Here is a 24,825-nt window from a genome sequence, read left to right on the forward strand (position 1 = left end):
CAAAAGCCATTGTTTTCATGCAGTGGCTTCTGTCAAAATCTATAAAAATAAAGTATTTAATTTTAGAAATGACAATTAATATTGATGAAATCGCCCGTACTTTAGCTGCATGTGAAGAATATGAGATTTCGGCTTTACATTGGGATGAGCATCGCAAAGCTGCATTAGCCCATGCATTAAAAAAATATACCGATGAACCGTTTAAAGTCTATCGATTACTGCGTAAAGAGCAGGGTGAAACACTTTATTTACTGTGTCTGGATTCTCATCAAACAGCTAAAGCCTGTGAAGCAGAATATCGTCAAGCAAGTTTTTTAAGGCGAAGTGTACCTTTCCTCTTATTATTTACCCTATTTTTACTCACTGCATTCTTTGCAAAATATAAAGATGCCTTTTTATCGGCGACATTTTTAATCAGCATGCCTTTTGTGATGGGGGCATTATTTGAATACGTGCGTAGCGTGAGCAGCAAACGTGTTGCAAGTGTCAAAAATGTATTAAAAACCCAATTGTGGGTCATGCTTATGGTATTGATCATCAGTATTTTTGTACTCAAAGAAGGTACGATTTGCGTAATTATGGCATTGCCCTTGCTTTTTGCTGCACTGGTGATCGGTGCTTTATTGATGCGTAGTCTATGTCAGTATTTATGGAAGCCGAGCAATAAAATCTATTCTTTAGCATTACTGCCACTTTTATTGATTGGTTTTTTACCGAAACACAGTCCTGATCAATTTGGAAAAGTTGAACGTACAATAGTCATCAATGCCCCGATTCAGCAGACTTTTGATGCAATTTCAGATGTGCAGAAAGTTCAAGACCATGAGATTGCCCATAATTTTATTTTTACCATGGGTTTTCCAAAACCAATGCTTGGGAAAAATGAAGCAACTCAGGCAGGTTTGCTACGCCATATTTATTGGCAACGGGGTATTTATTTCCAAGAAAAAGTCACCCGTTTTGAGCCACCTTATGTTTTAGCATGGAAACCTGAATTTAACAAAGCGTCATTTCCCCAAGGTTCTTTAGATGATCATATCGAAATCGGTGGGCAATATTTTGATGTTTTATCCAGTGAATATCGTCTAGTACAGATTTCACCACAGCAAACCCAACTTATTTTGAGCATGGATTATCGTTTAAGTACTGACATGAATTGGTATAGTGATTTATGGGTTCAATACGTACTGAATCAATTTAGTGATGTCGTGATGAATATTTATAAAAATCGACTAGAACATCGTTCAATTGCATGACAAAGATATACATCAATTTGTAGTCCTATTGCACCCAAAATTACTGATACATACTTGCCAATTGCTGACCTGCATTTTGATATAAAGTATTAGAATACTCCTGTTGCGCCCGACCATGTTGTTGTAAAAACTGTTGCAAACGTGCGTTATAACGGGCGCTCCCATAAATCATTGTATTCTTGGCAAATAAATACAATGGATACCATGCTACAGCGCGTGGTTTTAAACCGAGCGCTTTCATTTTTTTCTTACCAATAAACCATTGGGTAATATCTAAATGATTACGATAGGCTTTTTTCTGTAAAAAGGTTTTGAAATATGGATATTGTCGTTCGAAAGGTTCTTTAGATAAACTGACGGCTAAGGTACGACTACTGTCATCAGTCGCAGGATGGGCATAATTCATCCATTGCAGTAATTTCCATCCTTCAGATTCTTTGTTGACGAGCCATTTTTCATCAATACCCATTAACCATCCTGTATATTTCCAAAAATGTAATACCGCTTCCGATTCGGCTTTACTTGGAAAAATCCCTAAAACACGTGAACCGATTAACAACAAACCACTAAAGGCAATATTGGTCATCGCTTGGTCATACTGATTAATGGGTGTACCCCAAAATGCATGATCCCAATCTTTAGATTTATTGAGCTGAAAACGTACTAAGGCATGAATAAAACGGACATAAATGGTTGAGATAAAACCTGAGTTGAAACGCTGAAAACTTTGCTGTTGATTGACATCGAGCCACCATTTTTGCGTTTCGGCTAAACGCTTGCCGGCATATTGATTCAATGCACCCGTCATAATCAAGGGTTGATTAAATCCCGGGAATTGATAACCGACCATCAGAGCAGCATCCCGTAAAATAAATGTACTGTTATGCCCAAGCCGATGGGTAAACTTAACTGCTGTGGTTAATTTCTCAGGTTCAAGCCATACAGGTGGGGTGGTCACCAAGTCGAAAAACTCAGTTAAAACGGGTTCATCAATATCAAGCTTTTCTACTCCCTGATACAAGGCTGTTTCAAATAACTTACGATTGCGCCGTGGATTCTCCATTACCCATTGCATCACTTTGTCTATGGCAACATCACCTGTGAACAAACTCTGATTTAATTCAAGATAATCCTCATAGCTTGGAATAAAGTGCTGATCAGTGAAATGATTTAAGATTTTTGAAATCAAGTCGCTGTGACGCATTTTTTCAAATGATGCCAAACGTTTCGCAATCATTGGTTCTGACATAGTAGTCTCTTGTTGATTATTATTTGTTCAAACTTTAATATGAATAATTATTCGTATTCAATTCGCATTTTGAAAATGCACTAAATCACTCATAAAAGAGACAATAAATGAGAAAACAACCTCAACAACAAAGAGCTATTCAGATTGTGAATGATATTTTAGAAGCGACACAATACTGCATAGTCGAACAGGGGATACACCAACTGACCACACCCAAGATCTCAGAAAAGTCAGGTGTTAGTGTTGGCTCAATCTATCAGTACTTTGAAAATAAAGAACAAATTATTGATGAACTTCTGCGTCGAAAGAGTGAAAATCTTGGGATGGCACTGAAAGAACTTACAACCCAACAAAAACAACGACCTTTAGAGCAATTGATTTCAATCAGCATTCAGTTTGGTTTTGATATGATGAAAGCCGATAACGGTTTTTTTATTGAAGTATTAAAACATTGGCATCAATATATTAACTCAGAAGCAGCGCAGATCGTTGAACAACACTTTTTTGAAGTAGGTATCTATGTGTTTAATCAGTTTTTTCAGCATTGGAGTTTCGAAATGCTGAAAAATAAGTCATTTGTGATCGTTAATAGCACCTTATTTACCATGATGCGCTATGTGAGTAACAATAGTTTTCTTATTTCAGAACAACAGCTTAAGAAAGAACTGACCATGATGATATTGGCTTATTTAGAGGTGGAAAATATAAATGAAATAAAATAATAAATAAAAAATTAATTAAAAACATAAGCTTAGTTTGTTTATTGATTGAAAGTTAGACATGTAAATACTTAATTTAAAAAAAGGGGTTGCGTCGTATCTGAAATGCTGTAGAATGCACATCCATCGGCGGTGATGAAGATTAAAACTTCTGATAAAACAATGACTTGGTTGAATTGATTAAGTTGGGTTTTAGAAGGAAGGATTAAAAATAATTTTCATTACATGTTGACTTTCTAGAGATAGAGAGTAATATAGCCGACCTAGCTTGATGCTGACGAAGCATTAAGAAGATCATTAAGAGAATATGAAGAACAACTTGTGTGGATTTTTACTGATTGATTGATCGAAATTATTTTCATTGATTGATGGTAGAAATTACTCGAAGTTTATTTGAGAAATTAAAGTCAGAAAATTGATGAGCCAAGATTTGTACCCTTATAGGTACTAATGATTTTAAACTGAAGAGTTTGATCATGGCTCAGATTGAACGCTGGCGGCAGGCTTAACACATGCAAGTCGAGCGGGGAAAGGTAGCTTGCTACTGGACCTAGCGGCGGACGGGTGAGTAATACTTAGGAATCTGCCTATTAGTGGGGGACAACGTTTCGAAAGGGACGCTAATACCGCATACGCCCTACGGGGGAAAGCAGGGGATCATTTGACCTTGCGCTAATAGATGAGCCTAAGTCGGATTAGCTAGTTGGTGGGGTAAAGGCCTACCAAGGCGACGATCTGTAGCGGGTCTGAGAGGATGATCCGCCACACTGGGACTGAGACACGGCCCAGACTCCTACGGGAGGCAGCAGTGGGGAATATTGGACAATGGGGGGAACCCTGATCCAGCCATGCCGCGTGTGTGAAGAAGGCCTTATGGTTGTAAAGCACTTTAAGCGAGGAGGAGGCTACTTTGGTTAATACCTAAAGATAGTGGACGTTACTCGCAGAATAAGCACCGGCTAACTCTGTGCCAGCAGCCGCGGTAATACAGAGGGTGCGAGCGTTAATCGGATTTACTGGGCGTAAAGCGTACGTAGGCGGCTTTTTAAGTCGGATGTGAAATCCCTGAGCTTAACTTAGGAATTGCATTCGATACTGGGGAGCTAGAGTATGGGAGAGGATGGTAGAATTCCAGGTGTAGCGGTGAAATGCGTAGAGATCTGGAGGAATACCGATGGCGAAGGCAGCCATCTGGCCTAATACTGACGCTGAGGTACGAAAGCATGGGGAGCAAACAGGATTAGATACCCTGGTAGTCCATGCCGTAAACGATGTCTACTAGCCGTTGGGGCCTTTGAGGCTTTAGTGGCGCAGCTAACGCGATAAGTAGACCGCCTGGGGAGTACGGTCGCAAGACTAAAACTCAAATGAATTGACGGGGGCCCGCACAAGCGGTGGAGCATGTGGTTTAATTCGATGCAACGCGAAGAACCTTACCTGGTCTTGACATAGTAAGAACTTTCCAGAGATGGATTGGTGCCTTCGGGAACTTACATACAGGTGCTGCATGGCTGTCGTCAGCTCGTGTCGTGAGATGTTGGGTTAAGTCCCGCAACGAGCGCAACCCTTTTCCTTATTTGCCAGCACTTCGGGTGGGAACTTTAAGGATACTGCCAGTGACAAACTGGAGGAAGGCGGGGACGACGTCAAGTCATCATGGCCCTTACGACCAGGGCTACACACGTGCTACAATGGTCGGTACAAAGGGTTGCTACCTAGCGATAGGATGCTAATCTCAAAAAGCCGATCGTAGTCCGGATTGGAGTCTGCAACTCGACTCCATGAAGTCGGAATCGCTAGTAATCGCGGATCAGAATGCCGCGGTGAATACGTTCCCGGGCCTTGTACACACCGCCCGTCACACCATGGGAGTTTGTTGCACCAGAAGTAGGTAGTCTAACCGCAAGGAGGACGCTTACCACGGTGTGGCCGACGACTGGGGTGAAGTCGTAACAAGGTAGCCGTAGGGGAACCTGCGGCTGGATCACCTCCTTAACGAAAGATTGACGATCGGTAAGAATCCACAACAAGTTGTTCTTCATTGAAGTATCTGAGGGTCTGTAGCTCAGTTGGTTAGAGCACACGCTTGATAAGCGTGGGGTCACAAGTTCAAGTCTTGTCAGACCCACCATTCTGACGAACACATTATTTAATTGAAAAATTAAATATTGAGTACAGGGAATTAGATATTTTAGATCTTAAGCTGGGGACTTAGCTTAGTTGGTAGAGCGCCTGCTTTGCACGCAGGAGGTCAGGAGTTCGACTCTCCTAGTCTCCACCACATTCTTACGGAATGTTAACTAGCTAATAAACAAGCAAATAAAATGATAGCTTATAGAGCTTAGTGATAAAGAAGCGTATAATACGCTGCATTGTTATTAAGCTCTGTGATTTATCACAGTTGACTGCGATCTGACGAAGACGTAGTGAATCATTAACAGAATATATTTGAGTTGAAATAAATTGTTCATACTCGTTTCAAGTAGGCAACTACAAGAAATGAGTTACTAGCGATAAAACTGAATCAAGCGTTTTGGTATATGAATTTAGATTGAAGCTGTACGGTGTTTAGATACACAGTACTTCAAACTGTAATGTTGGTTATCCTACTTGTAGGGATGAACGACTGTTTGGGGTTGTATAGTCAAGTAATTAAGTGCATGTGGTGGATGCCTTGGCAGTCAGAGGCGATGAAAGACGTAATAGCCTGCGATAAGCTTCGGGGAGGCGGCAAATATCCTGTGATCCGGAGATTTCTGAATGGGGAAACCCACTTACCATAAGGTAGGTATCGTATGATGAATACATAGTCATACGAGGCGAACGAGGGGAAGTGAAACATCTCAGTACCCTTAGGAAAAGAAATCAATTGAGATTCCCTCAGTAGCGGCGAGCGAACGGGGATCAGCCCATTAAGTTATATGTGTTTTAGCGGAACGCTCTGGGAAGTGCGACCGTAGAGGGTGATAGTCCCGTACACGAAAGGGCACATATAATGATGACGAGTAGGGCGAGGCACGTGAAACCTTGTCTGAATATGGGGGGACCATCCTCCAAGGCTAAATACTCCTGACTGACCGATAGTGAACCAGTACCGTGAGGGAAAGGCGAAAAGAACCCCTGTGAGGGGAGTGAAATAGATCCTGAAACCGCATGCATACAAGCAGTGGGAGCCGACTTGTTCGGTGACTGCGTACCTTTTGTATAATGGGTCAGCGACTTATATTCAGTAGCAAGGTTAACCGTATAGGGGAGCCGTAGAGAAATCGAGTCTTAATAGGGCGTATAGTTGCTGGGTATAGACCCGAAACCGGGTGATCTATCCATGAGCAGGTTGAAGGTTGGGTAACACTAACTGGAGGACCGAACCCACTGTCGTTGAAAAGCCAGGGGATGACTTGTGGATAGGGGTGAAAGGCTAATCAAACTCGGTGATAGCTGGTTCTCCCCGAAAGCTATTTAGGTAGCGCCTCGGACGAATACCATTGGGGGTAGAGCACTGTTTCGGCTAGGGGGTCATCCCGACTTACCAAACCGATGCAAACTCCGAATACCAATGAGTACTATCCGGGAGACAGACTGCGGGTGCTAACGTCCGTAGTCAAGAGGAAAACAATCCAGACCGCCAGCTAAGGTCCCAAAATCTATATTAAGTGGGAAACGATGTGGGAAGGCATAGACAGCTAGGAGGTTGGCTTAGAAGCAGCCACCCTTTAAAGAAAGCGTAATAGCTCACTAGTCGAGTCGGCCTGCGCGGAAGATGTAACGGGGCTAAAATATAGTACCGAAGCTGCGGATGTATACTATGTATACGTGGTAGGGGAGCGTTCTGTAAGCCGATGAAGGTGGATTGAGAAGTCTGCTGGAGGTATCAGAAGTGCGAATGCTGACGTGAGTAACGACAAAACGGGTGAAAAACCCGTTCGCTGAAAGACCAAGGGTTCCAGTCCAACGTTAATCGGGGCTGGGTGAGTCGACCCCTAAGGCGAGGCCGAGAGGCGTAGTCGATGGGAAATTGGTTAATATTCCAATACTTCTGTGTAATGCGATGAGAGGACGGAGAAGGTTAAGTCAGCCTGGCGTTGGTTGTCCAGGTGAAAGGTTGTAGGCATGTATCTTAGGCAAATCCGGGGTACTCTATGCTGAGAACTGATAGCAAGCTGTACTTGTACAGTAAAGTGGCTGATACCATACTTCCAAGAAAAGTCTCTAAGCTTCAGTTACACAGGAATCGTACCCGAAACCGACACAGGTGGTCAGGTCGAGTAGACCAAAGCGCTTGAGAGAACTCTGCTGAAGGAACTAGGCAAAATGGTACCGTAACTTCGGGAGAAGGTACGCTGCTTTTGGTGATGGAACTTGCTTCCTGAGCTGAGAGCAGCCACAGAAACTAGGCCCCTGCAACTGTTTATTAAAAACATAGCACTCTGCAAACACGAAAGTGGACGTATAGGGTGTGATGCCTGCCCGGTGCTGGAAGGTTAATTGATGGGGTTAGCGTAAGCGAAGCTCTTGATCGAAGCCCCAGTAAACGGCGGCCGTAACTATAACGGTCCTAAGGTAGCGAAATTCCTTGTCGGGTAAGTTCCGACCTGCACGAATGGCATAATGATGGGGGCGCTGTCTCCAGCAGAGGCTCAGTGAAATCGAAATCGCCGTGAAGATGCGGTGTACCCGCGGCTAGACGGAAAGACCCCGTGAACCTTTACTGCAGCTTGACATTGAACTTTGATCTTACTTGTGTAGGATAGGTGGGAGGCTTTGAAACCGAGACGCTAGTTTCGGTGGAGCCAATCTTGAAATACCACCCTGGTAATATTGAGGTTCTAACTCTGTCCCGTGATCCGGGACGAGGACCATGTCTGGTGGGTAGTTTGACTGGGGCGGTCTCCTCCTAAAGAGTAACGGAGGAGTACGAAGGTGCGCTCAGCGTGGTCGGAAATCACGCGTAGAGTATAAAGGCAAAAGCGCGCTTAACTGCGAGACCCACAAGTCGAGCAGGTACGAAAGTAGGTCTTAGTGATCCGGTGGTTCTGTATGGAAGGGCCATCGCTCAACGGATAAAAGGTACTCTGGGGATAACAGGCTGATACCGCCCAAGAGTTCATATCGACGGCGGTGTTTGGCACCTCGATGTCGGCTCATCTCATCCTGGGGCTGAAGCAGGTCCCAAGGGTATGGCTGTTCGCCATTTAAAGAGGTACGCGAGCTGGGTTTAGAACGTCGTGAGACAGTTCGGTCCCTATCTACCGTGGGCGCTGGAAATTTGAGAGGATCTGCTCCTAGTACGAGAGGACCAGAGTGGACGAACCTCTGGTGTACCGGTTGTGACGCCAGTCGCATCGCCGGGTAGCTATGTTCGGAAGGGATAACCGCTGAAAGCATCTAAGCGGGAAGCCTACCTCAAGATAAGATTTCCCTAGGACTTTATGTCCTCTAAAGAGCCGTTGAAGACTACGACGTTGATAGGTTGGATGTGGAAGTGCAGCGATGCATGAAGCTGACCAATACTAATTGCTCGTGAGGCTTGACTATACAACACCCAAACAGTTGTATGTTTCAATGAATTCAAAGCAAAATGCTTGATTTAGTTCAAAAGCTAGTTACAATAGCAACTCAAATTATCCTGTTAATAACTCATTTGGTTGAAAGCCGTGGCATCTAAATAAGACCATAGCGAGTATCCATAACAGTTTGCTGGCGACAATAGCAAGAGTGAACCACCTGATCCCTTCCCGAACTCAGAAGTGAAACCTCTTAGCGCTGATGGTAGTGTGGGATTACCCATGTGAGAGTAAGTCATCGCCAGCTTTTAAATTTAAACACCCCCAACCTTACGGTTGGGGGTGTTTTTTTATGCTTGTCTAAAGTAAAAAGAAAAATGTACGACTTGATGAGTCGTTTGGTTGAATTTAAATATTTTATCCTAAAGTTTTTTCGGTTAATTTATGATTTAAATGCTAATCAGATCATCAATTCCTATGCAAGCTAAGCCTTATTTACGTTATGTAGAAATAAAAGAACCAAATCAACATGATTGGTCACTTTATCCATTTAATATTCCTGCTGTTAATGATATGGAAAATATTGATTTTCATGCTGATGTAACATTTTTTGTAGGGGATAATGGTTCTGGTAAGTCTACAGTATTAGAGTCGCTTGCATTAGCACTTGGATTTTCAGAAGAGGGAGGGACTTTAAATGTACAATTAAACTCTGCAAGTAGTAGTTCCAACTTGTATGAAGCTCTCAAACTGATTAAAAGCTATAAAAAGCCGAAAGATTACTATTTTCTACGTGCTGAAAGCTTTTATAACGTTGGCACGTATATGAATGAATTAGGTTATATTGACGGGTATGGTGGAAATATTCATGAACGGTCGCATGGGGAGGCTTTTTTTAAAGTATTGAGCCATAAATTAACAGGGAATGGCTTATATTTGCTTGATGAACCAGAAGCAGCTTTATCTCCTTATATGCAAATGACAGCATTGGCAGTTATAGATCAATTATGTAAAGATCAATCACAGCTTATAATTGCTACACATTCACCAATTTTACTTGCTTATCCCAATGCAACGATTTATCAATTTTCTGATACTGGAATTAAAAAAGTAAAGTATGAGGAAACAGATCATTTTAGAATTACACGTGATTTTTTAAATAATTATGAGAAAAGAGTTGAACAGTTATTAAAGGAAGATGATTCATAAAATTTTTCAACTCTTCAATGATAATTTCTTATTTTATTCAAATAGGATTGCAAATCTATTTAGAAAAATTAAAGATAATCAGTGTGTAAAATAAATATAAATCAATAAAAATTAAGCATTAAAAATCATATTTTGATAAATTTTATATTATTTAAAATCATATATTTATTAGATTTATATGACTATAAATCTTTATTATCCCTTTGTCTAATTGTCCCTAAAACTTGCTCTGATTATATTTCGAAACCTTGAATTTTACTTAAAAATTCATCTGAAATATTGGACAAGTACTCATGGGAGATGAGAACGATGACGACGGAAAATTTAGATATTAACTCGATAGTCGATAAAGCAAAATTTACCCCGTTCCACTTCAATGTAGTGGCTTGGTGTTTATTGATTATTTTGTTTGATGGCTATGATTTAGCGATTAATGGTGTGGTATTGCCACTCTTAATGCAAGATTGGGGGCTATCTGCGATGCAAGCAGGAATGCTTGCCAGCACTGCATTAGCAGGTATGATGTTTGGTGCAATGTTCTTTGGCTCTTTAGCCGATAAGATTGGTCGTAAAAAAGTCATTATGATCTGCATTGTACTTTTTAGTGGATTAACTTTCGCAGGTGGTTTTGCTTCAAATCCAACTGAATTTGCAATTTTGCGCTTTTTAGCAGGTCTAGGAATTGGCGGTGTCATGCCAAATTTGGTTGCATTAACTTCTGAATATGCACCCATTAAAATGCGCAGTACATTGGTTACAACCATGTTTAGTGGTTATGCCGTTGGTGGTGTCATGGCTGCTTTATTAGGTTCATGGTTTACCCCAAGTTTTGGTTGGCAAATCATGTTCTTTATTGCAGGGATTCCATTATTTTTATTGCCTGTAATTTGGAAGTTTCTACCAGAGTCTTTGGCATTTATTGTAAAAGAAAATAAGCAAGAAAAAGCCAGAAGTATTGTGCGTCGTTTAGCACCGAATGTGACGGTGACAGATGGGACAAATTTTACTTTACCTAAAGTTGAAGTACCTGAAGCTGCTAACGTGGTCAGCTTATTTCGTCGTGGGCGCGCAACCAATACACTCCTATTTTGGTTAGCATTTTTTACATGTTTATTGACGATGTATGCATTGAGTAGTTGGTTACCAAAATTGATGATGGCAGCAGGTTATTCAATGGACAATAGCTTGATGTTTATGATGGTCATGAATGTCGGTGCGGTTGTTGGGGTTGTAGGTGGTGGTATCCTTGCGGATCGTTTCCATTTAAAACCTGTTTTGATGGTTCTTGGCATGATGGGTGCGATTGTCATGAGCTTAATGGGCTTCCAATCAAATCAATTCTTGTTATACATTTTAGTTTTCTTAGCAGGTGCGGCCTCAATTGGTTCGCAAATGTTGTTATATAGCTATGTTGCACAATATTATCCTTTAGCGATTCGTTCAACAGGAATTGGTTGGTCTTCGGCAATTGGTCGTATGGGTGCAATTGTTGGACCCATTTTAATTGGTGGCTTGTTAGGGATGAATTTGCCTGCACATTTTAATTTTATTGCAGTGGGTTTACCTGTATTAATTACTGCAATTGCAGTTGCTTTAATTATGCATGATGATGAATCTGAAAAAGTAGCTGCAAGCTCAGGCGTTGCTGCAAAAGCTTAATTGTACTCTATACTAAAGACCTCCATTTATTGGAGGTCTTTTTTTGAGGCCACAACAAAAGTTGCACATTGCTTTGTATGGAATGAATACATAATATAAAGATTGATCTTGAGCATCGAGTTATTCTAATGAAATTAAATTCATTCTCACCTATTCCTGAAGATGATGAAGAACTGCATCTTCCAGCATTAGTTTATTGGTCATCTTTAGGTGATCTAGAACAAGTTGAGAAGTGTCTTGCTGATGGGATTGATGTAAATACTACAGATGACGAAGGCTATAGTGCTTTGCATGCTGCTGCTGAAAATGATCATTTAGCTGTTGTAAAATTATTGATAGTACATGGCGCAGATGTGGCATATAAAGCTGAATATACTGCTTTAGAACTTGCTGAAATGGCTGAAAATACGCAAATCGTCACCTACTTAAAAAATTTAAAATCATAAAAATTTCAAAACTAAAAAAGAAACCCCATCATCCTGACGGGGTTTCTTTGTATTGGTGAGTTAGATTTGACTCCTGTCGAATCTCACGTTCCTGATGCTCAGACTGATGATTATTGTTTTATGTCTGGGAAACTTCCTGTTCCCTATGTGTCTAGAATAGATAATTTAGAATGATCTATTCTAGATGAGATTTTCTGTAATTGATGTAGGTGATTTCTTACATGGTGATGGGAATATCATGATTTGATTTTAGGTATTTTCATAATCAATATTTTGTAATTGAAAAAAGCCCCGATGTTTGATCGGGGCTTTTCTATGATCTGTTTATTGTCGTTTCTACTTATAAATTTCTTTTTCACTTATTCGTGTATTTTTTATTATTCATCCCCAAATATCATCTATCCCTGATGAGCTTTGCCAAACTCCCTATTGGCTTTTTGTTATATGGAAACTTCCTGTTTCCTGATGTATGTAGAATATCCAAAACATAGGATGAGGAAAAGCTGTCAAAAACCTCAGTTTTTGTACGCAATGGATTACAACACCATTGATATTAAAAGAAGTGCTTTTGAACGATTTTTTATCTTAGAAAAATGAAAAGAATGACCTCAATTTGTCATCAAATTTACCTAAAACGGTCATTTCTATAGGTTTAAATGAAAGCATTTATTGATGAAAATAAGTGACCATTCACATGATGAAGAAATTATACATTGCACTGTTAACTACGGGTCTTTTCACTTTAACAGCATGTAATGACGATGATCACGACGTGATAGCTGACTCCAATATAAAAGAGCCAACGTTAGTGTCTTTTGCACAATTGGATGTTGAAACTTATGCCGCAGGCCCGAACTCAGGTTTGGCTGTGAAAGGAGGGAATGGTATTTTTCCACCCTTTAAAGGTCAGCCTGTACAAGGTTTTTCAGGTGCTTTAAAAAATACTGATGGGACGTATATGGTTATGGCAGACAATGGTTTTGGTGCACAAGACAATTCCGCCGATTTCTTATTACGTATTTATCAAATTAAACCTGATTTTAGAACAAAAACTACGGGTTCAGCTCAAGTTCAAGTGATGAGTTTTATACAGTTACGTGATCCGAATAAATTGATTCCTTTTGATATTATCAATCAAAATACCACTGAGCGTCTGTTGACAGGTGCAGATTTTGATCCTGAATCTATTCAAAGAACAGAAGATGGTAGTTACTGGATTGGGGATGAGTTTGGTCCATATTTACTGCATTTTGACAAAGACGGTGTGTTATTAGATGCGCCGATTTCATTGCCAAATCCATTACAATCAGGAACTGAATTACGTTCGCCACAAAATCAATTGAATAAAGCGAATATTGATTATATTGCCCCATTGGTACAGCAAAGTGGTGGTTTTGAAGGCATGGCACTGTCTAAAGATGGTCAATATCTGTATCCATTATTAGAAAAGCCACTTAAAAATTCAGCAAAACGTCAGTTGATCATTTCTCAGTTTGATCTTAGGCAAAAGGCATATACAGGCAAATATTATTTGTTTGATTTACATGATAAAGCCACTGCGATTGGTGATTTCCAACTATATAGTAATGACGCTGGTATTCTAATTGAACGTGATGATTCTGAAAATAAATTAGAGGGTTATAAGAAGCTTATTCATGTGAAATTGGGTCAATCAGGGCAAACGATTCAGAGTCATGAATTGGTTGATTTGATGAAGATTCACAATCCTAATGCACTGTATGGGACGGCGCGTACAGGAGATGTGGGCACAGGTGTAAATTTTGCATTTCCATTCTTTACCATTGAAGATCTGATTATTGAAAATAAAAATACACTTACAGTATTGAATGACAATAATTTTCCGAGCTCTTCAGGACGTAATGCAAATAAAGCAGACAATAACGAGATGATTCAAATTCGATTGCCTAAAGATTTGTATTAAGTTCTATGCGTCAAGCTGAGCGCCTAAATTAGGCGCTTTGTTTTTATCTGCATGATAAACAGGCGTATACTGTACCGACATCAGGAGTAATTATGTCTGACACAGTTGAGTCTGCGGTTTATATCGAATATGGCACACGTCCTTTTTATGCCATTTTATTGTCGCTATTCTTAGCAGGATTCGCTGTCTTTTCATCGCTGTATTGTGTACAACCGATGATGCCTTTTTTAGCCAAATTTTTTCAAATTAGCCCTACACATAGTAGTTTTCCACTGTCATTTTCGACCATTGCTTTGGCTTTAGGTTTGTTATTTGCAGGTCTTATTTCGGACAGATTTGGTCGTAAGAAGATCATGGTCATTGCTTTATTTTCCACAGCAAGTTTGTTATTGATCAGTTCATTTTTACCGTATTGGGAAATTTTTCTCATAACTCGAATGATGATTGGTTTAGCAGTCAGTGGTGTTGCCTCAGTGGCGATGACTTATATTGGTGAGGAAATTGCACAAAAAGATGTTGGCTTTGCGATGGGATTGTATATCTCAGGCACCGCTATCGGTGGCATGGGTGGGCGTTTAATTGCTGGGGTGTTATTGGACTTTATCTCATGGCAAACGGCAACGCTGATCATTGGTTTGTTAAATTTGTTGATTGCTTTCGTTTTTTATATTGCTTTGCCAAGTTCGAAACATTTTAAAGCTTATCCGATTCAACTGAAGCGCTTTACTGAGTCTTTTCGAAAAAACTTAGCAGATCGCAAACTACGCTTATTGTTTATTGAAGGTTTTATTCTCATGGGCTGTTTTGTTACAGTTTTTAATTACATGAGTTATCACTTGTTAGAAAAACCTTTTGAGTTGTCTCAAACATGGATTGGTCTGATCTCGATTGCTTATTTATCAGGAATTTACAGTTCACCGCGTGCTGCAAGTTGGAGCCGTCAATTTGGACGTGATAAAGTCTTGATTACGATGTTTTGCACCATGATCTTGGGTTTGTGGATCATGTTGATTCCATCGCTTTGGGTGGTTTTGCTGGGTTTGTTGATTTTTACTTTTTCATTTTTTGCCGCACATTCAACGTCAAGCAGTTGGGTATCGGTTCAGTCTCTAAAATATCGTGCAGTAGGATCATCACTGTATTTATTTTTCTACTATTTGGGTTCTAGTTTTTTAGGCAGTGCCAATGGATTGGTTTGGGAAAAATATGGATGGTTTGGATTAACCCTTACCATCACAGTGATCTTATTACTTGGCGTATGTATAGCTTACAAGTTATATCAAATGCAGAAAATTACGACAAGTGATTAATGATTTAAGTGACTTTGAATAAACTCAATACTGCTTTTTTTCAGTTGCTCCAATGCTTCAGCTTCTACAGGATAATGTCCACCTTTGGGTAACATCACCACTTGATGTGGAACAGATAAGCGTTCAAGTACAGGTTGGCTCAGTTGTAAGGGTGTCCAATGGTCTTCCTCAGGTTGTGTTAGGAGCACAGGGCATTGGGTAAAACTGGATAAATTATATTTAGGTTTATAGTTCATATAGCTGTTTAAAAACTTGATCGACATGGCATTACCTGCCGAAGTATTGTCATTGAGCATAATTTTTAAAGCTTGTGGGTCGTTGGTAAGTGCATACATTTTAGACACTAAGGACATAGGTAAAGGAACACTGTTCACTACAGGCGTTATTGCACCAATTTTCATGCCTGGTAAAAGTACAGGGCTTAAGTAGCTAAAACGCATCGTTCCTTTTTTTACCGCTAAACGTTGTTGGTCTAAAAAAGTCATTCCAATGATCCCTTTGACATGTTTATTTTGCATTGCGACATGCATAGTGAGCATGCCGCCTGCAGATAAGCCATACAGGAAAATTGGACGTTGATCTTTTTGTGCTTCAGCATCAATAAAATCACTGACCAATTGCACCCAATCATCATAACGAATAGCACTTTTTGATGGGTATTGTGTGAGCCCATAACCTGGTAAATCCAATGCCATTGTTTCATAGCCTGCCTGTGCTAAGGGGTGACCTAAAATCAGACTGAGCTGTCGTCCATTTGTCCCAACACCATGTAATAAGATCACTTTTGCAGATGCATTGGGTTGTGGATAGTAGTCAACATGAACATTGGTTTTTTGCCATTGCCAAAAATATTCTTGTGGCTGATTGTTTTCATCGAGTTGATAAGCTTCAGGCAAACGGGTTTGTAAATCTTTCCATGCTTGTTGATTTTTATAAAATTTTTCTTTGATTGGTGCTGACCAACCTAAGGTTTGAAAAAACATTAGAAAAGACAGCAGGATACGTTTTAAAAACATGACCTATTTCTCATTTTTATTTTGAGATAGATTAGTCTGATTCGCGCGTGAAGAAATATGCAAAAAGTATTATTTATTTGTTATAAAATGAACAAAAATGCAAGTATTGATATTTTATTTATGATTTATAAGGAAATTTTAAATTTCTTTAAATCCGTCATTTGTCGGAAAAGGTTGGAATTTTGCAACAAAGCTTAAATCTTGCTGACTTTTTCGACTTTTTCGACTTATTTGTTCTGTGTAAATTATAATCAAACATCATGAATCAAATTCATGGTAAAATGATCAGCTTTCATCTTTGATCAGATTTTATCTGATATCAGATCTTCCTTCTGCCAGCCGAGAATTGCTAGCCATGTCTACTGCTTATACCATGCAGACGGCGCCTAAGGCGTTGTTTGATTACGACAAATATTGGGCATCATGTTTTGATCCTGCACCATTTTTGCCGATGTCACGTGAGGAAATGGATTTACTCGGCTGGGACAGTTGTGACTTTATTTTAGTCTGTGGCGATGCTTATATTGATCATCCGTCTTTTGTTTCGGGCATTATTGGTCGTGTGCTTGAAGCGCAAGGTTTCCGTGTTGGTATTATTGCACAGCCCGACTGGACTTCGGCTGAAGCATTCAAAGTCTTGGGTAAGCCGAATATTGCATGGGGTGTGACCGCAGGTAATATGGATTCTATGATCAACCGTTATACGGCAGATCGTAAAATTCGTTCAGATGATGCCTATTCTCCAGATAATCAACCCAACAAACGTCCAGACCGTGCTGCAACTGTGTATTGTCAGCGTTGCCGTGAAGCCTTTCCTGATGTGCCAGTGTTGTTAGGTGGGATTGAAGCTTCTTTGCGTCGTATTGCACATTATGACTATTGGTCAGACAAAGTCCGCCGTTCAGTATTGATGGATTCAAAAGCAGATTTGTTGATGTACGGTAACGGTGAGCGTTCAATCGTAGAAGTCATGCATCGCCTTGCTAAGGGTCAAAAAATCCATGAAATCACCGATGTTCGCGGTACAGCATTTATTATCAATAAAAATAATCGTGCCTCTAAAGCACAGTTTGTAGAAATTGCCTCCAATGATGTCGATGCGATTGGTCGTGTAGATCCAATCATCAATCCTTATGTGATGACGGAAGATTTGGATGGCTGTGAAATTGAAAAAGATAAGGGCAACTCTTTAACCCAGTATCAAAATTTCCAGAAAGAAATTGTGGCGAATCCAATTGTCCGAGAAGGTGACAACTTAGATGAAAATACGCAGATTGTTCAATTACAACCTGCCTCTAAAGCCATTAAACACAAATTGCCACCCCGTGAATTGGCAGTCATTCGTTTACCTGCTTTTGAAGACGTAGCGAATGATCCTGTTTTGTATGCACATGCCAACCGTATTCTGCATTTGGAAACCAATCCGGGGAATGCACGTGCTCTGGTTCAGAAGCATGGTGAGCGTGATGTTTGGTTAAACGCACCGCCAATTCCATTAACCACGGAAGAAATGGATTATGTGTTTGACTTGCCATACGCACGTCTGCCACATCCTGCCTATGGTGAGGCACGTTTCCCTGCATTCGACATGATTAAATTCTCTGTAAATATCATGCGCGGCTGTTTTGGTGGTTGTACCTTCTGTTCGATTACAGAACACGAAGGGCGTATTATCCAGAACCGTTCCGAAGAATCCATTTTACGTGAAGTGGAAAAAATCCGTGATACAGCACCGGGCTTTACGGGTATTATTTCAGACTTAGGTGGCCCAACGGCGAATATGTATCGCTTGGCTTGCAAAGATCCTGAAATTGAGAAAAACTGTCGTAAGCCTTCGTGTGTATTTCCGGGTGTGTGTCAGAACTTACATACGGATCATGCACCATTAACGCAGTTGTATCGTAAAGCACGTGCTTTACCGGGCATTAAAAAGATTTTGATTGGTTCGGGACTACGCTATGACTTAGCGGTATTGAACCCTGAATATGTCAAAGAGCTTGTACAGCATCATGTCGGTGGTTATTTAAAAATTGCGCCTGAACATACCGAAAAAGGTCCATTGTCGAAGATGATGAAACCTGGGATCGGAACGTATGACCGTTTCAAACAAATGTTTGACCGTTTCAGTAAGGAAGCGGGTAAAGAGCAGTATTTGATTCCGTACTTTATTGCTGCGCATCCAGGTACGACTGATTATGACATGATGAATCTGGCGATCTGGTTGAAAAAGAACGGTTTCCGTGCCGATCAGGTACAAACCTTCTATCCATCACCAATGGCAACAGCGACCACCATGTACTACACAGGTAAAAACCCACTGGCTAAAGTGGCACGTTATACTGAAGATGTCGACATCGTGAAAGGTGAGAAACGTCGTCGTCTGCATAAAGCATTCTTGCGTTATCATGATCCAAACAACTGGCCTTTACTACGTGATGCGTTGAAGGAAATGGGTCGTCAGGATTTGATTGGAAACTCGAAACAACATTTGATTCCGACTTATCAGCCCGCAAGTGTTGAGGGTGAGTACAAGTCTGCACGTAAGAAAAACTCAAGCGTGGCGGGCGACTCACAAAAACGCACAGGTGAACAAGGTAATCGAAGCAAAGCGGAACAAACTCAGTCACGTCCATCGAATACGAAAAAACGTCCTGAACGTGGGCAGATCTTGACACAACATACAGGTTTACCACCACGTGAAACAGGTGATAAAAAACCGTTTGGCGGTAATGGTAAAGGAAAGTCTAAGCCAAAAAATAGAGCTTAAATTTTAGAAGATGTGCTAGGTTAAAAGAGGGTGCTTAAGCATCCTTTTTTAACATTACATAAATTGTCAAACAATATGACCTATCTTTTATCGGTAAAAGTTGAAATTTCTGATGATTATCGCTATAAATGAAATATGGGAATGTCATTTTTTTGTCATAAGAAAAGCGTATCTTAGCGTTGTAAAATAAAATTGTTGATCAATTGAACAAAAGTAAGATAACTATAAGCCAATAGGTGAATTTTAAAGTGAATATGAAATCTAATACTTTAGATGATACCTTTAACTTATTGATAGAAAAGTGAAATAAAAAGCGGTATAAAAACCAATAAATTATAAAAATAGATAAGGAATTTAACTCATGGATTTACTGTTACTTGTAACGCTTGCAATATTGGCTGTTGTAAGTGTTATTGCTTATAATGGATTGAAGAATAAGCAAAAAATAGATAGTCCTTTAAGACAGCGTGCTGTTTTTAATTCACATGAATTAATGACGTATACACGTATTCAAGAAATTTTACCTTCTGCAAATATTTTGGCACATGTATCTTTTGATGCATTGTTGACCACTAAATATTTACATACACGCCGTAAATATCAAAAAATGTTTGCAGATTTCGTTGTGTTAGATCATGAATTTAAAGTCATTGCGGTCATTACATTAGATGATCCGAATGTTATGAAATGGATGAATACCGAACAAAACCAAGATACTTTACTTGAAATGGCGGGTTATCGTGTGATTCGTTATCAAGGTGTGCCAGAGTATCAACAATTACGTGAAGACTTCATGGCAGTCGGTGCACAGAGTCATGAGACTTTGACCACGCAACCAGCAGCTGGTTTAGAAGAATATGCAGAACGTTTAGCTCGTCCTCGTGTCTTTGGCTAATAAAAAGTGCATGTATACACCATGCACTTTTTTATGTCATTAAAGTGTAGTATTAAAATTAGGCTTTTACAGCAACTACTGTAAGTTCAACTAAAACCTTGGGATCATATAATTTTGCTTCTACACAGGTACGTGGCAGTGCTTCAATATCTGCAACCCATGCATCCCAAACTTCATTAAACGCAGCATAATCTTTTTCTATATCTTTTAAATAGATCGTTACGGACATGATCTGGCTTTTGTCTGTACCTGCATCTGCGAGGAAACGATCAATCATATCAAAAGTTTGTTGGGTTTGACCTTTGATGTCTAAACTTAAATCACTTGCCAATTGACCTGCCAAATGTACTAAATTTCCTGAAATTGCCACTTCTGAAAAGCGTGGAGTAATGTGTAAACGTTGTACAGCCATGCGAATACTCATCTATTTTTTTATCGCTGAATTTTACGTGATGATCTTGCGTATGAATATGTGTTTTTAGGGAAATAGGTAAATTTTTTCCATATGTGATAAATATTTTTCTTTAAAAATCATCATAATTTTTTGTTCAGGACAAATGATGATATTACCTAAGTTGAAAAATACGATATGGGCTTGTCTGAGTTGATTTAAGCAAAAAGCAATAGAGCTATGTGTGGGGCACAGTTGTGGTAGCCCATGAATATTGTCAAGCGTAAACATCTGATTTTTCATATTTTCACCTATCAAGGTTATTAAAAATGAAGGCTATACACCTCCATTTGCATACTGTTTTAGTGGTGTGCTGTTGCTGTATCGTGTTTAAGTTCTGATTTTGGTTTTGTGCTGACTTGATACCAATCGATATGTCGGGTGATAAACATAATGGCTGCAAGGACAATGAAAGAAATGACTGAGCCGATGAGGAAAGTTTTACCATTTGACTGTAATAGCAGGTAGATCACGGCATAAAGCATACTTAAAATGAGGCTAAAGACGGCAGCAGCTTTAATACCACGCATAACAAAGAACAAGTACCATGTCATGAGGCTGATACAGGCAATTGCTGCAACAAGGTAAGCCCATGTAAAAGCATAATATTCACTTATGGACAGGAGTAAAACAAAGAAAATACCTTGTGCCATTGCAACCAATGCATATTGGATCGGGTGAATACGTAGACTTTTCAGTACTTCAAAGATAAAGAAGCAACCAAAAGTAATCAGAATAATCACGATGCCGTATTTGATGGCACGATCCGTTTGCGTATAGACATTGACTGACTCTAAAAACTCAGTAGACAGCCCAATTTTTTCAACAGTGTTGGTCTCTTCATCAGGAGAATCATGATGGCTACGTGTTAAATAGGCATTGCTGAGCTGACGCATACATTCGCTATTTTCACAATTTGCGATTTTATTGAGATTTTGCTGCCCGAGAGCAATATTTTTCCATTGTGCACTGAATTGTTCAGTCTGACTCATTTTGGTATAAGGTAAACTTTGTCCATCATATTTCGTATCTGCCCAATTGCCTTTTGCATCGTAAGTGACATGTTGGCTGGTTGGAATGAGGTTAAACTGACTTAAACCCGTAAGCTTAAGCTGTAGATTAAAGTTAAATCCATTTTGAATAGCTTTGAGAATTTCAGGATATTTGTCTACCGAAATGTGCATAAAATCAAAGCCTGATTCACTATTGCCTTGATCACTGATTTGAAATGGATAGTTTTGATTGAAAATTTGTATACTGGGTTGTTGGTCTAAACCACGAGGGTCTTTGACAGGTAAAATGATCTGTGCACGTTCCCAATGATATTTTTTATGTGTGATTTCAGGTTTTGCAAAGTGACCTTTTGCTGACAAGTCTGCCTGATAACTGACAGCACGATAAATCGTTCGTTTATAGGTATCATCTGTGACTTTGAAGTTGGCTAGCCAATGGGTGTGATCTGCGCCAAAGTAGCTAAAGTGTTCTTCAGTACATGGGAAAGATTTTTTTTGTTCATCAACACAGACTTTTTCTTCACTGTAGGGAACTCGAACATAGGGCGCGATGATACTTTGAGGGCTGATTTGTGTACTTGAAATATCACGAATAAAATCTTGTTGATAGCTTTGACGTTCTGAGACCAAGTGACTGATAAATAATAGTCCTAGCCAAAAAATTGCCATTAAAATCATCATCGTAATGATCTTTAATGTGAGAAAATTAGAACGCATAAGTTTTTCCTGAATCTTATAGTGTCAGGAAATAGTCTGTAAAACGCTGATGTATTTTATTTGATGTGCTGTTGAGTTTTATATGAAGTTTGGGTGAAGTTTTCGTGCAATGATTTTAAGGTAATTGAATACTCAGCATGACACCCCGTTGATGGGGTTGAATCACAGCGATTTGATTTTCCTGAATATTCTCAATGAAAATCTGCCCATGATGTTGTTCAATCACTTGTTTGACGATACTGAGCCCGATACCTGAACTCCGTTGTTGTGAAAGCGGACGAGGCAAAGAAAAATAAGTATTAAAGACTTGCGATAGGGCGTAGTCAGGAATCCATTCTCCTTCATTAAATATTTTAAATTCAATACCCTGATGGTTTTTTTTGTGATGTAGCTGAAGCAAAATTTTGGCTGAATGCGGTACGAAGTCCAAAGCATTATCCAAGATATTGGCAATGGTTTGTTGTAACCAAAAACGATCTGCTTGGATCATGCATTCATTTTCAATCTCAAGTAAACATTGAATTTTTTTATGCTGCATCTGACTGGTATATTGCTGCAAAACCTGTTGAATCAACGCGGATAAATTAAAAGTTTGGCGTTCGATTTGATGTTTAGATTTTTCTAAACGTGTCAGTAAGAGCATTCGATCAATCAAAATTTTTAGACGTTGACTTTGTTCATGGATATGAGTGGCAAATTGCTGTTGATGCTGTAAAGGCAGATCTTCTTTAAGTAATTCGGCACTTGCTTGGATGGCGGTTAATGGACTTTTTAGTTCATGCGTGAGTGTGTTGACATAGTGCTCGACATAGGCACGATCTTCAAGTTTTTCTCTCATCGTTTCAATCGCTTGTGAAACAAGATTTAACTCTTGTGCAGAACGAAAATGTGGTGCTTGATTGACAGGGGCAAGGGCTTGGGCATATTTACGCACACGGTCAATACTGTGTTTGAGCCAATAAGCGACCAAACTGGCGAGAAATAAGCTCAGCAGCGTAATCCATGCTGCTTGACGGAAAAGCTGATTTTCAGAACGTTGAATATAAGGTTGAACAGAACGATTTGGCTTACCGATACTGACCACGCCAATCAGTTGCTGCTGTTGCTTGACCTGATAATAAATCGGTGCAGCAATAAACATGGTGCTATTACTGCTGCAAAGATCATTGCCTTTCATATCATAATTGCGGGTTGAGCGTACGCCGTATTTGCCTTGTAACGTCAGATAGATATCATTCCATTGGGAATAATCTTGTCCTGTGGCGATGCCTTGAGAATCATAGATCACAATGCCTTTTGCGTCAGTGATATAAATCTGTTGGTTAATCTCTTTTTTGTTGTGCTGCCAAATGGTGGCATTGAGTTTGCGGTTCAGGGCTTGTTGGATTTTTTGATCAAATTGTGCCGTACTGACTTTATGCTCATATACATCTTCAGCGACTAACATCGCGATAATATTGGCATTTTCTGCAAGTGTATCTTCAACCACTTGGCGTACATTGGGTTTGACTTGTTGGTTAAATGTATAGGACATAAACCACAGTCCGAGCAAAATGATCAAACCAAAGAAAAACCAAATACGAATGAAAATGGACATGTTATTGCATTCTTTTTAGGCTATAACCAAAACCACGATGAGTTTGAATCGGATCGTGTATGGCTGTAATCAGTTTGAGTTTTTGTCTTAAACTTTTGATATGTGTATCGACTGTGCGTTCCAAACTATGTTCAGGATGTTCCCAAATATGATCCATCAATTGTTGCCGACTAAACACCTGTTCAGGATGATCAATGAACAATTTCAATAAACGATATTCATAACGGGTCAGTTGCAACATTGTTCCAAAATAATAAATTTGTAGAGCTTCTTCGACACAGTGCCAAACTTTAGCAGATGCTGTGAGGGGCTCTATCGTTATTTCAGTACGGACATTTTCATTAGATGGCGTATGTTGTAATTGATGTTGAATTTCCATTCTGCGCCAAATGGCTTTGATGCGAGAGACAATTTCCCGTGAACTAAAGGGTTTTGTACAGTAATCATCTGCACCGATTTCTAAACCGACTATACGATCAATTTCATCATCGCGTGCTGTTAAAAATAACAATGGAGTATGATTAAATTGACGAATTTTTTTACAGACATCAAAGCCATTTAAGTCGGGTAAACCCACATCTAAAATAATAAAATCAAAGTTTTGTTGTTGCACATCGGCAATTGCTTGTGTGCCTGTATTTGCCCAAGTGACTTGCCAATCTTCACGTTCAAGTGCATAACGTAAAGGCATTAAAATAGCGGCATCATCTTCAACACATAAAATCTGTTTTTTATTATTCATCGGACTTAGAATTTCATTGAATCGATTTGAGTGTACTGAAAATCAATCTTTTAGGCGAATGAAATTTAGATGAAGTTTGTGTGAACTTTAGAAAAACTAAAATGCGGAATTGTGCAAAGGTGGGAACAATTTACCCATATTATTCTGAGTGCCCTGTAACATTCGGATTTGATCGTCACGCCAATCACAGGACAGCAGAGTAAAAGTATTGGTGACTTCTACTGACTCAGCAGATACATGGATAATGTATTGCGCGAAATAGAGTACTCTAATTTTCAGTCAGGTGGGAGAATATTTGGTTGAAATTAATCCATTTGCTTGAAAAATAGGCAG

16 protein-coding genes, 2 tRNA genes and 3 rRNA genes are annotated in these 24,825 nt (G+C 39.6%); 14 read left to right on the forward strand and 7 right to left on the reverse strand.

Going from position 1 to position 24,825, the window contains the following annotated elements; genetic code table 11:
• Positions 1-68 precede the first annotated feature (68 nt).
• The gene (locus tag G0028_RS01290; protein WP_180046508.1) at positions 69-1,256 is read left to right on the forward strand and encodes a hypothetical protein; all 1,188 of its coding nucleotides are present in this window, start codon (positions 69-71) and stop codon (positions 1,254-1,256) included.
• Between the two features lie 40 nt (positions 1,257-1,296).
• Here the strand turns inward: G0028_RS01290 and G0028_RS01295 are convergent, their stop codons facing one another.
• A complete protein-coding gene (locus G0028_RS01295) occupies positions 1,297-2,505 on the reverse strand; it encodes an oxygenase MpaB family protein (RefSeq protein WP_180046506.1) in 1,209 nt (402 codons plus the stop codon).
• A gap of 107 nt (positions 2,506-2,612) precedes the next feature.
• Between G0028_RS01295 and G0028_RS01300 the strand changes: the two genes are divergently transcribed.
• The 11 genes from G0028_RS01300 to G0028_RS01350 all read left to right on the forward strand — a co-directional run bounded on the left by G0028_RS01300 (position 2,613) and on the right by G0028_RS01350 (position 15,294).
• Positions 2,613-3,227 carry a TetR/AcrR family transcriptional regulator gene (locus tag G0028_RS01300; protein WP_180046504.1) on the forward strand — a complete coding sequence of 205 codons (615 nt, stop codon included), beginning with the start codon at positions 2,613-2,615 and terminating at the stop codon, positions 3,225-3,227.
• A gap of 455 nt (positions 3,228-3,682) precedes the next feature.
• Positions 3,683-5,219: ribosomal RNA gene (locus tag G0028_RS01305) — 16S ribosomal RNA — on the forward strand.
• 59 nt (positions 5,220-5,278) lie between these two features.
• Positions 5,279-5,355: transfer RNA gene (locus G0028_RS01310), tRNA-Ile, on the forward strand.
• Positions 5,356-5,429: 74 nt separating this feature from the next.
• A tRNA-Ala gene (locus G0028_RS01315) sits at positions 5,430-5,505 on the forward strand.
• A 361-nt stretch (positions 5,506-5,866) separates the two neighbouring features.
• Positions 5,867-8,759 (forward strand): 23S ribosomal RNA (locus G0028_RS01320).
• A 161-nt stretch (positions 8,760-8,920) separates the two neighbouring features.
• Positions 8,921-9,035: ribosomal RNA gene (rrf, locus tag G0028_RS01325) — 5S ribosomal RNA — on the forward strand.
• Together the 16S, 23S and 5S rRNA genes with 2 tRNA genes alongside form the textbook arrangement of a ribosomal RNA operon.
• Before the next feature lie 170 nt (positions 9,036-9,205).
• The gene (locus G0028_RS01330) at positions 9,206-9,937 is read left to right on the forward strand and encodes an AAA family ATPase (protein ID WP_180044988.1); all 732 of its coding nucleotides are present in this window, start codon (positions 9,206-9,208) and stop codon (positions 9,935-9,937) included.
• Positions 9,938-10,246: 309 nt separating this feature from the next.
• Positions 10,247-11,596 (forward strand): aromatic acid/H+ symport family MFS transporter, encoded by a 1,350-nt coding sequence (locus G0028_RS01335; RefSeq protein ID WP_180044987.1) that lies wholly within the window; start codon positions 10,247-10,249, stop codon positions 11,594-11,596.
• A 128-nt stretch (positions 11,597-11,724) separates the two neighbouring features.
• The gene (locus tag G0028_RS01340) at positions 11,725-12,042 is read left to right on the forward strand and encodes an ankyrin repeat domain-containing protein (RefSeq protein ID WP_180044986.1); all 318 of its coding nucleotides are present in this window, start codon (positions 11,725-11,727) and stop codon (positions 12,040-12,042) included.
• Between the two features lie 694 nt (positions 12,043-12,736).
• A complete protein-coding gene (locus G0028_RS01345; protein WP_180044985.1) occupies positions 12,737-13,984 on the forward strand; it encodes an esterase-like activity of phytase family protein in 1,248 nt (415 codons plus the stop codon).
• 92 nt (positions 13,985-14,076) lie between these two features.
• Entirely contained in the window at positions 14,077-15,294 is a 1,218-nt protein-coding gene (locus G0028_RS01350; RefSeq protein ID WP_180044984.1) for an MFS transporter, read from the forward strand.
• On the opposite strand, the gene G0028_RS01355 is transcribed toward G0028_RS01350, so the two are convergent.
• On the reverse strand, positions 15,291-16,310 hold the full coding sequence (locus G0028_RS01355) for an alpha/beta hydrolase (protein ID WP_218946245.1): 1,020 nt from the start codon (positions 16,308-16,310) through the stop codon (positions 15,291-15,293). The genes G0028_RS01350 and G0028_RS01355 overlap by 4 nt on opposite strands.
• A 355-nt stretch (positions 16,311-16,665) precedes the next feature.
• Between G0028_RS01355 and G0028_RS01360 the strand changes: the two genes are divergently transcribed.
• Positions 16,666-19,077 (forward strand): YgiQ family radical SAM protein, encoded by a 2,412-nt coding sequence (locus tag G0028_RS01360; RefSeq protein ID WP_180044983.1) that lies wholly within the window; start codon positions 16,666-16,668, stop codon positions 19,075-19,077.
• Positions 19,078-19,438: 361 nt separating this feature from the next.
• A complete protein-coding gene (locus G0028_RS01365; RefSeq protein ID WP_174493496.1) occupies positions 19,439-19,972 on the forward strand; it encodes a DUF2726 domain-containing protein in 534 nt (177 codons plus the stop codon).
• 58 nt (positions 19,973-20,030) lie between these two features.
• On the opposite strand, the gene G0028_RS01370 is transcribed toward G0028_RS01365, so the two are convergent.
• The 5 genes from G0028_RS01370 to creB form a co-directional block, all read right to left on the reverse strand.
• Positions 20,031-20,384, reverse strand: a complete 354-nt coding sequence (locus G0028_RS01370) for a RidA family protein (RefSeq protein WP_180044982.1) — start codon at positions 20,382-20,384, stop codon at positions 20,031-20,033.
• A 66-nt stretch (positions 20,385-20,450) separates the two neighbouring features.
• The gene (locus tag G0028_RS01375; RefSeq protein ID WP_227554759.1) at positions 20,451-20,666 is read right to left on the reverse strand and encodes a hypothetical protein; all 216 of its coding nucleotides are present in this window, start codon (positions 20,664-20,666) and stop codon (positions 20,451-20,453) included.
• Between the two features lie 59 nt (positions 20,667-20,725).
• On the reverse strand, positions 20,726-22,153 hold the full coding sequence (gene creD / locus G0028_RS01380) for a cell envelope integrity protein CreD (protein WP_180044981.1): 1,428 nt from the start codon (positions 22,151-22,153) through the stop codon (positions 20,726-20,728).
• 115 nt (positions 22,154-22,268) lie between these two features.
• Positions 22,269-23,750 (reverse strand): two-component system sensor histidine kinase CreC, encoded by a 1,482-nt coding sequence (gene creC, locus G0028_RS01385; protein ID WP_180044980.1) that lies wholly within the window; start codon positions 23,748-23,750, stop codon positions 22,269-22,271.
• Position 23,751: 1 nt separating this feature from the next.
• Positions 23,752-24,492 carry a two-component system response regulator CreB gene (gene creB / locus G0028_RS01390; RefSeq protein WP_180044979.1) on the reverse strand — a complete coding sequence of 247 codons (741 nt, stop codon included), beginning with the start codon at positions 24,490-24,492 and terminating at the stop codon, positions 23,752-23,754.
• Positions 24,493-24,825: the final 333 nt, after the last annotated feature.

Origin of the sequence: Acinetobacter piscicola (assembly GCF_015218165.1) — a bacterium.
GTDB classification, from domain to species: domain Bacteria; phylum Pseudomonadota; class Gammaproteobacteria; order Pseudomonadales; family Moraxellaceae; genus Acinetobacter; species Acinetobacter piscicola_A.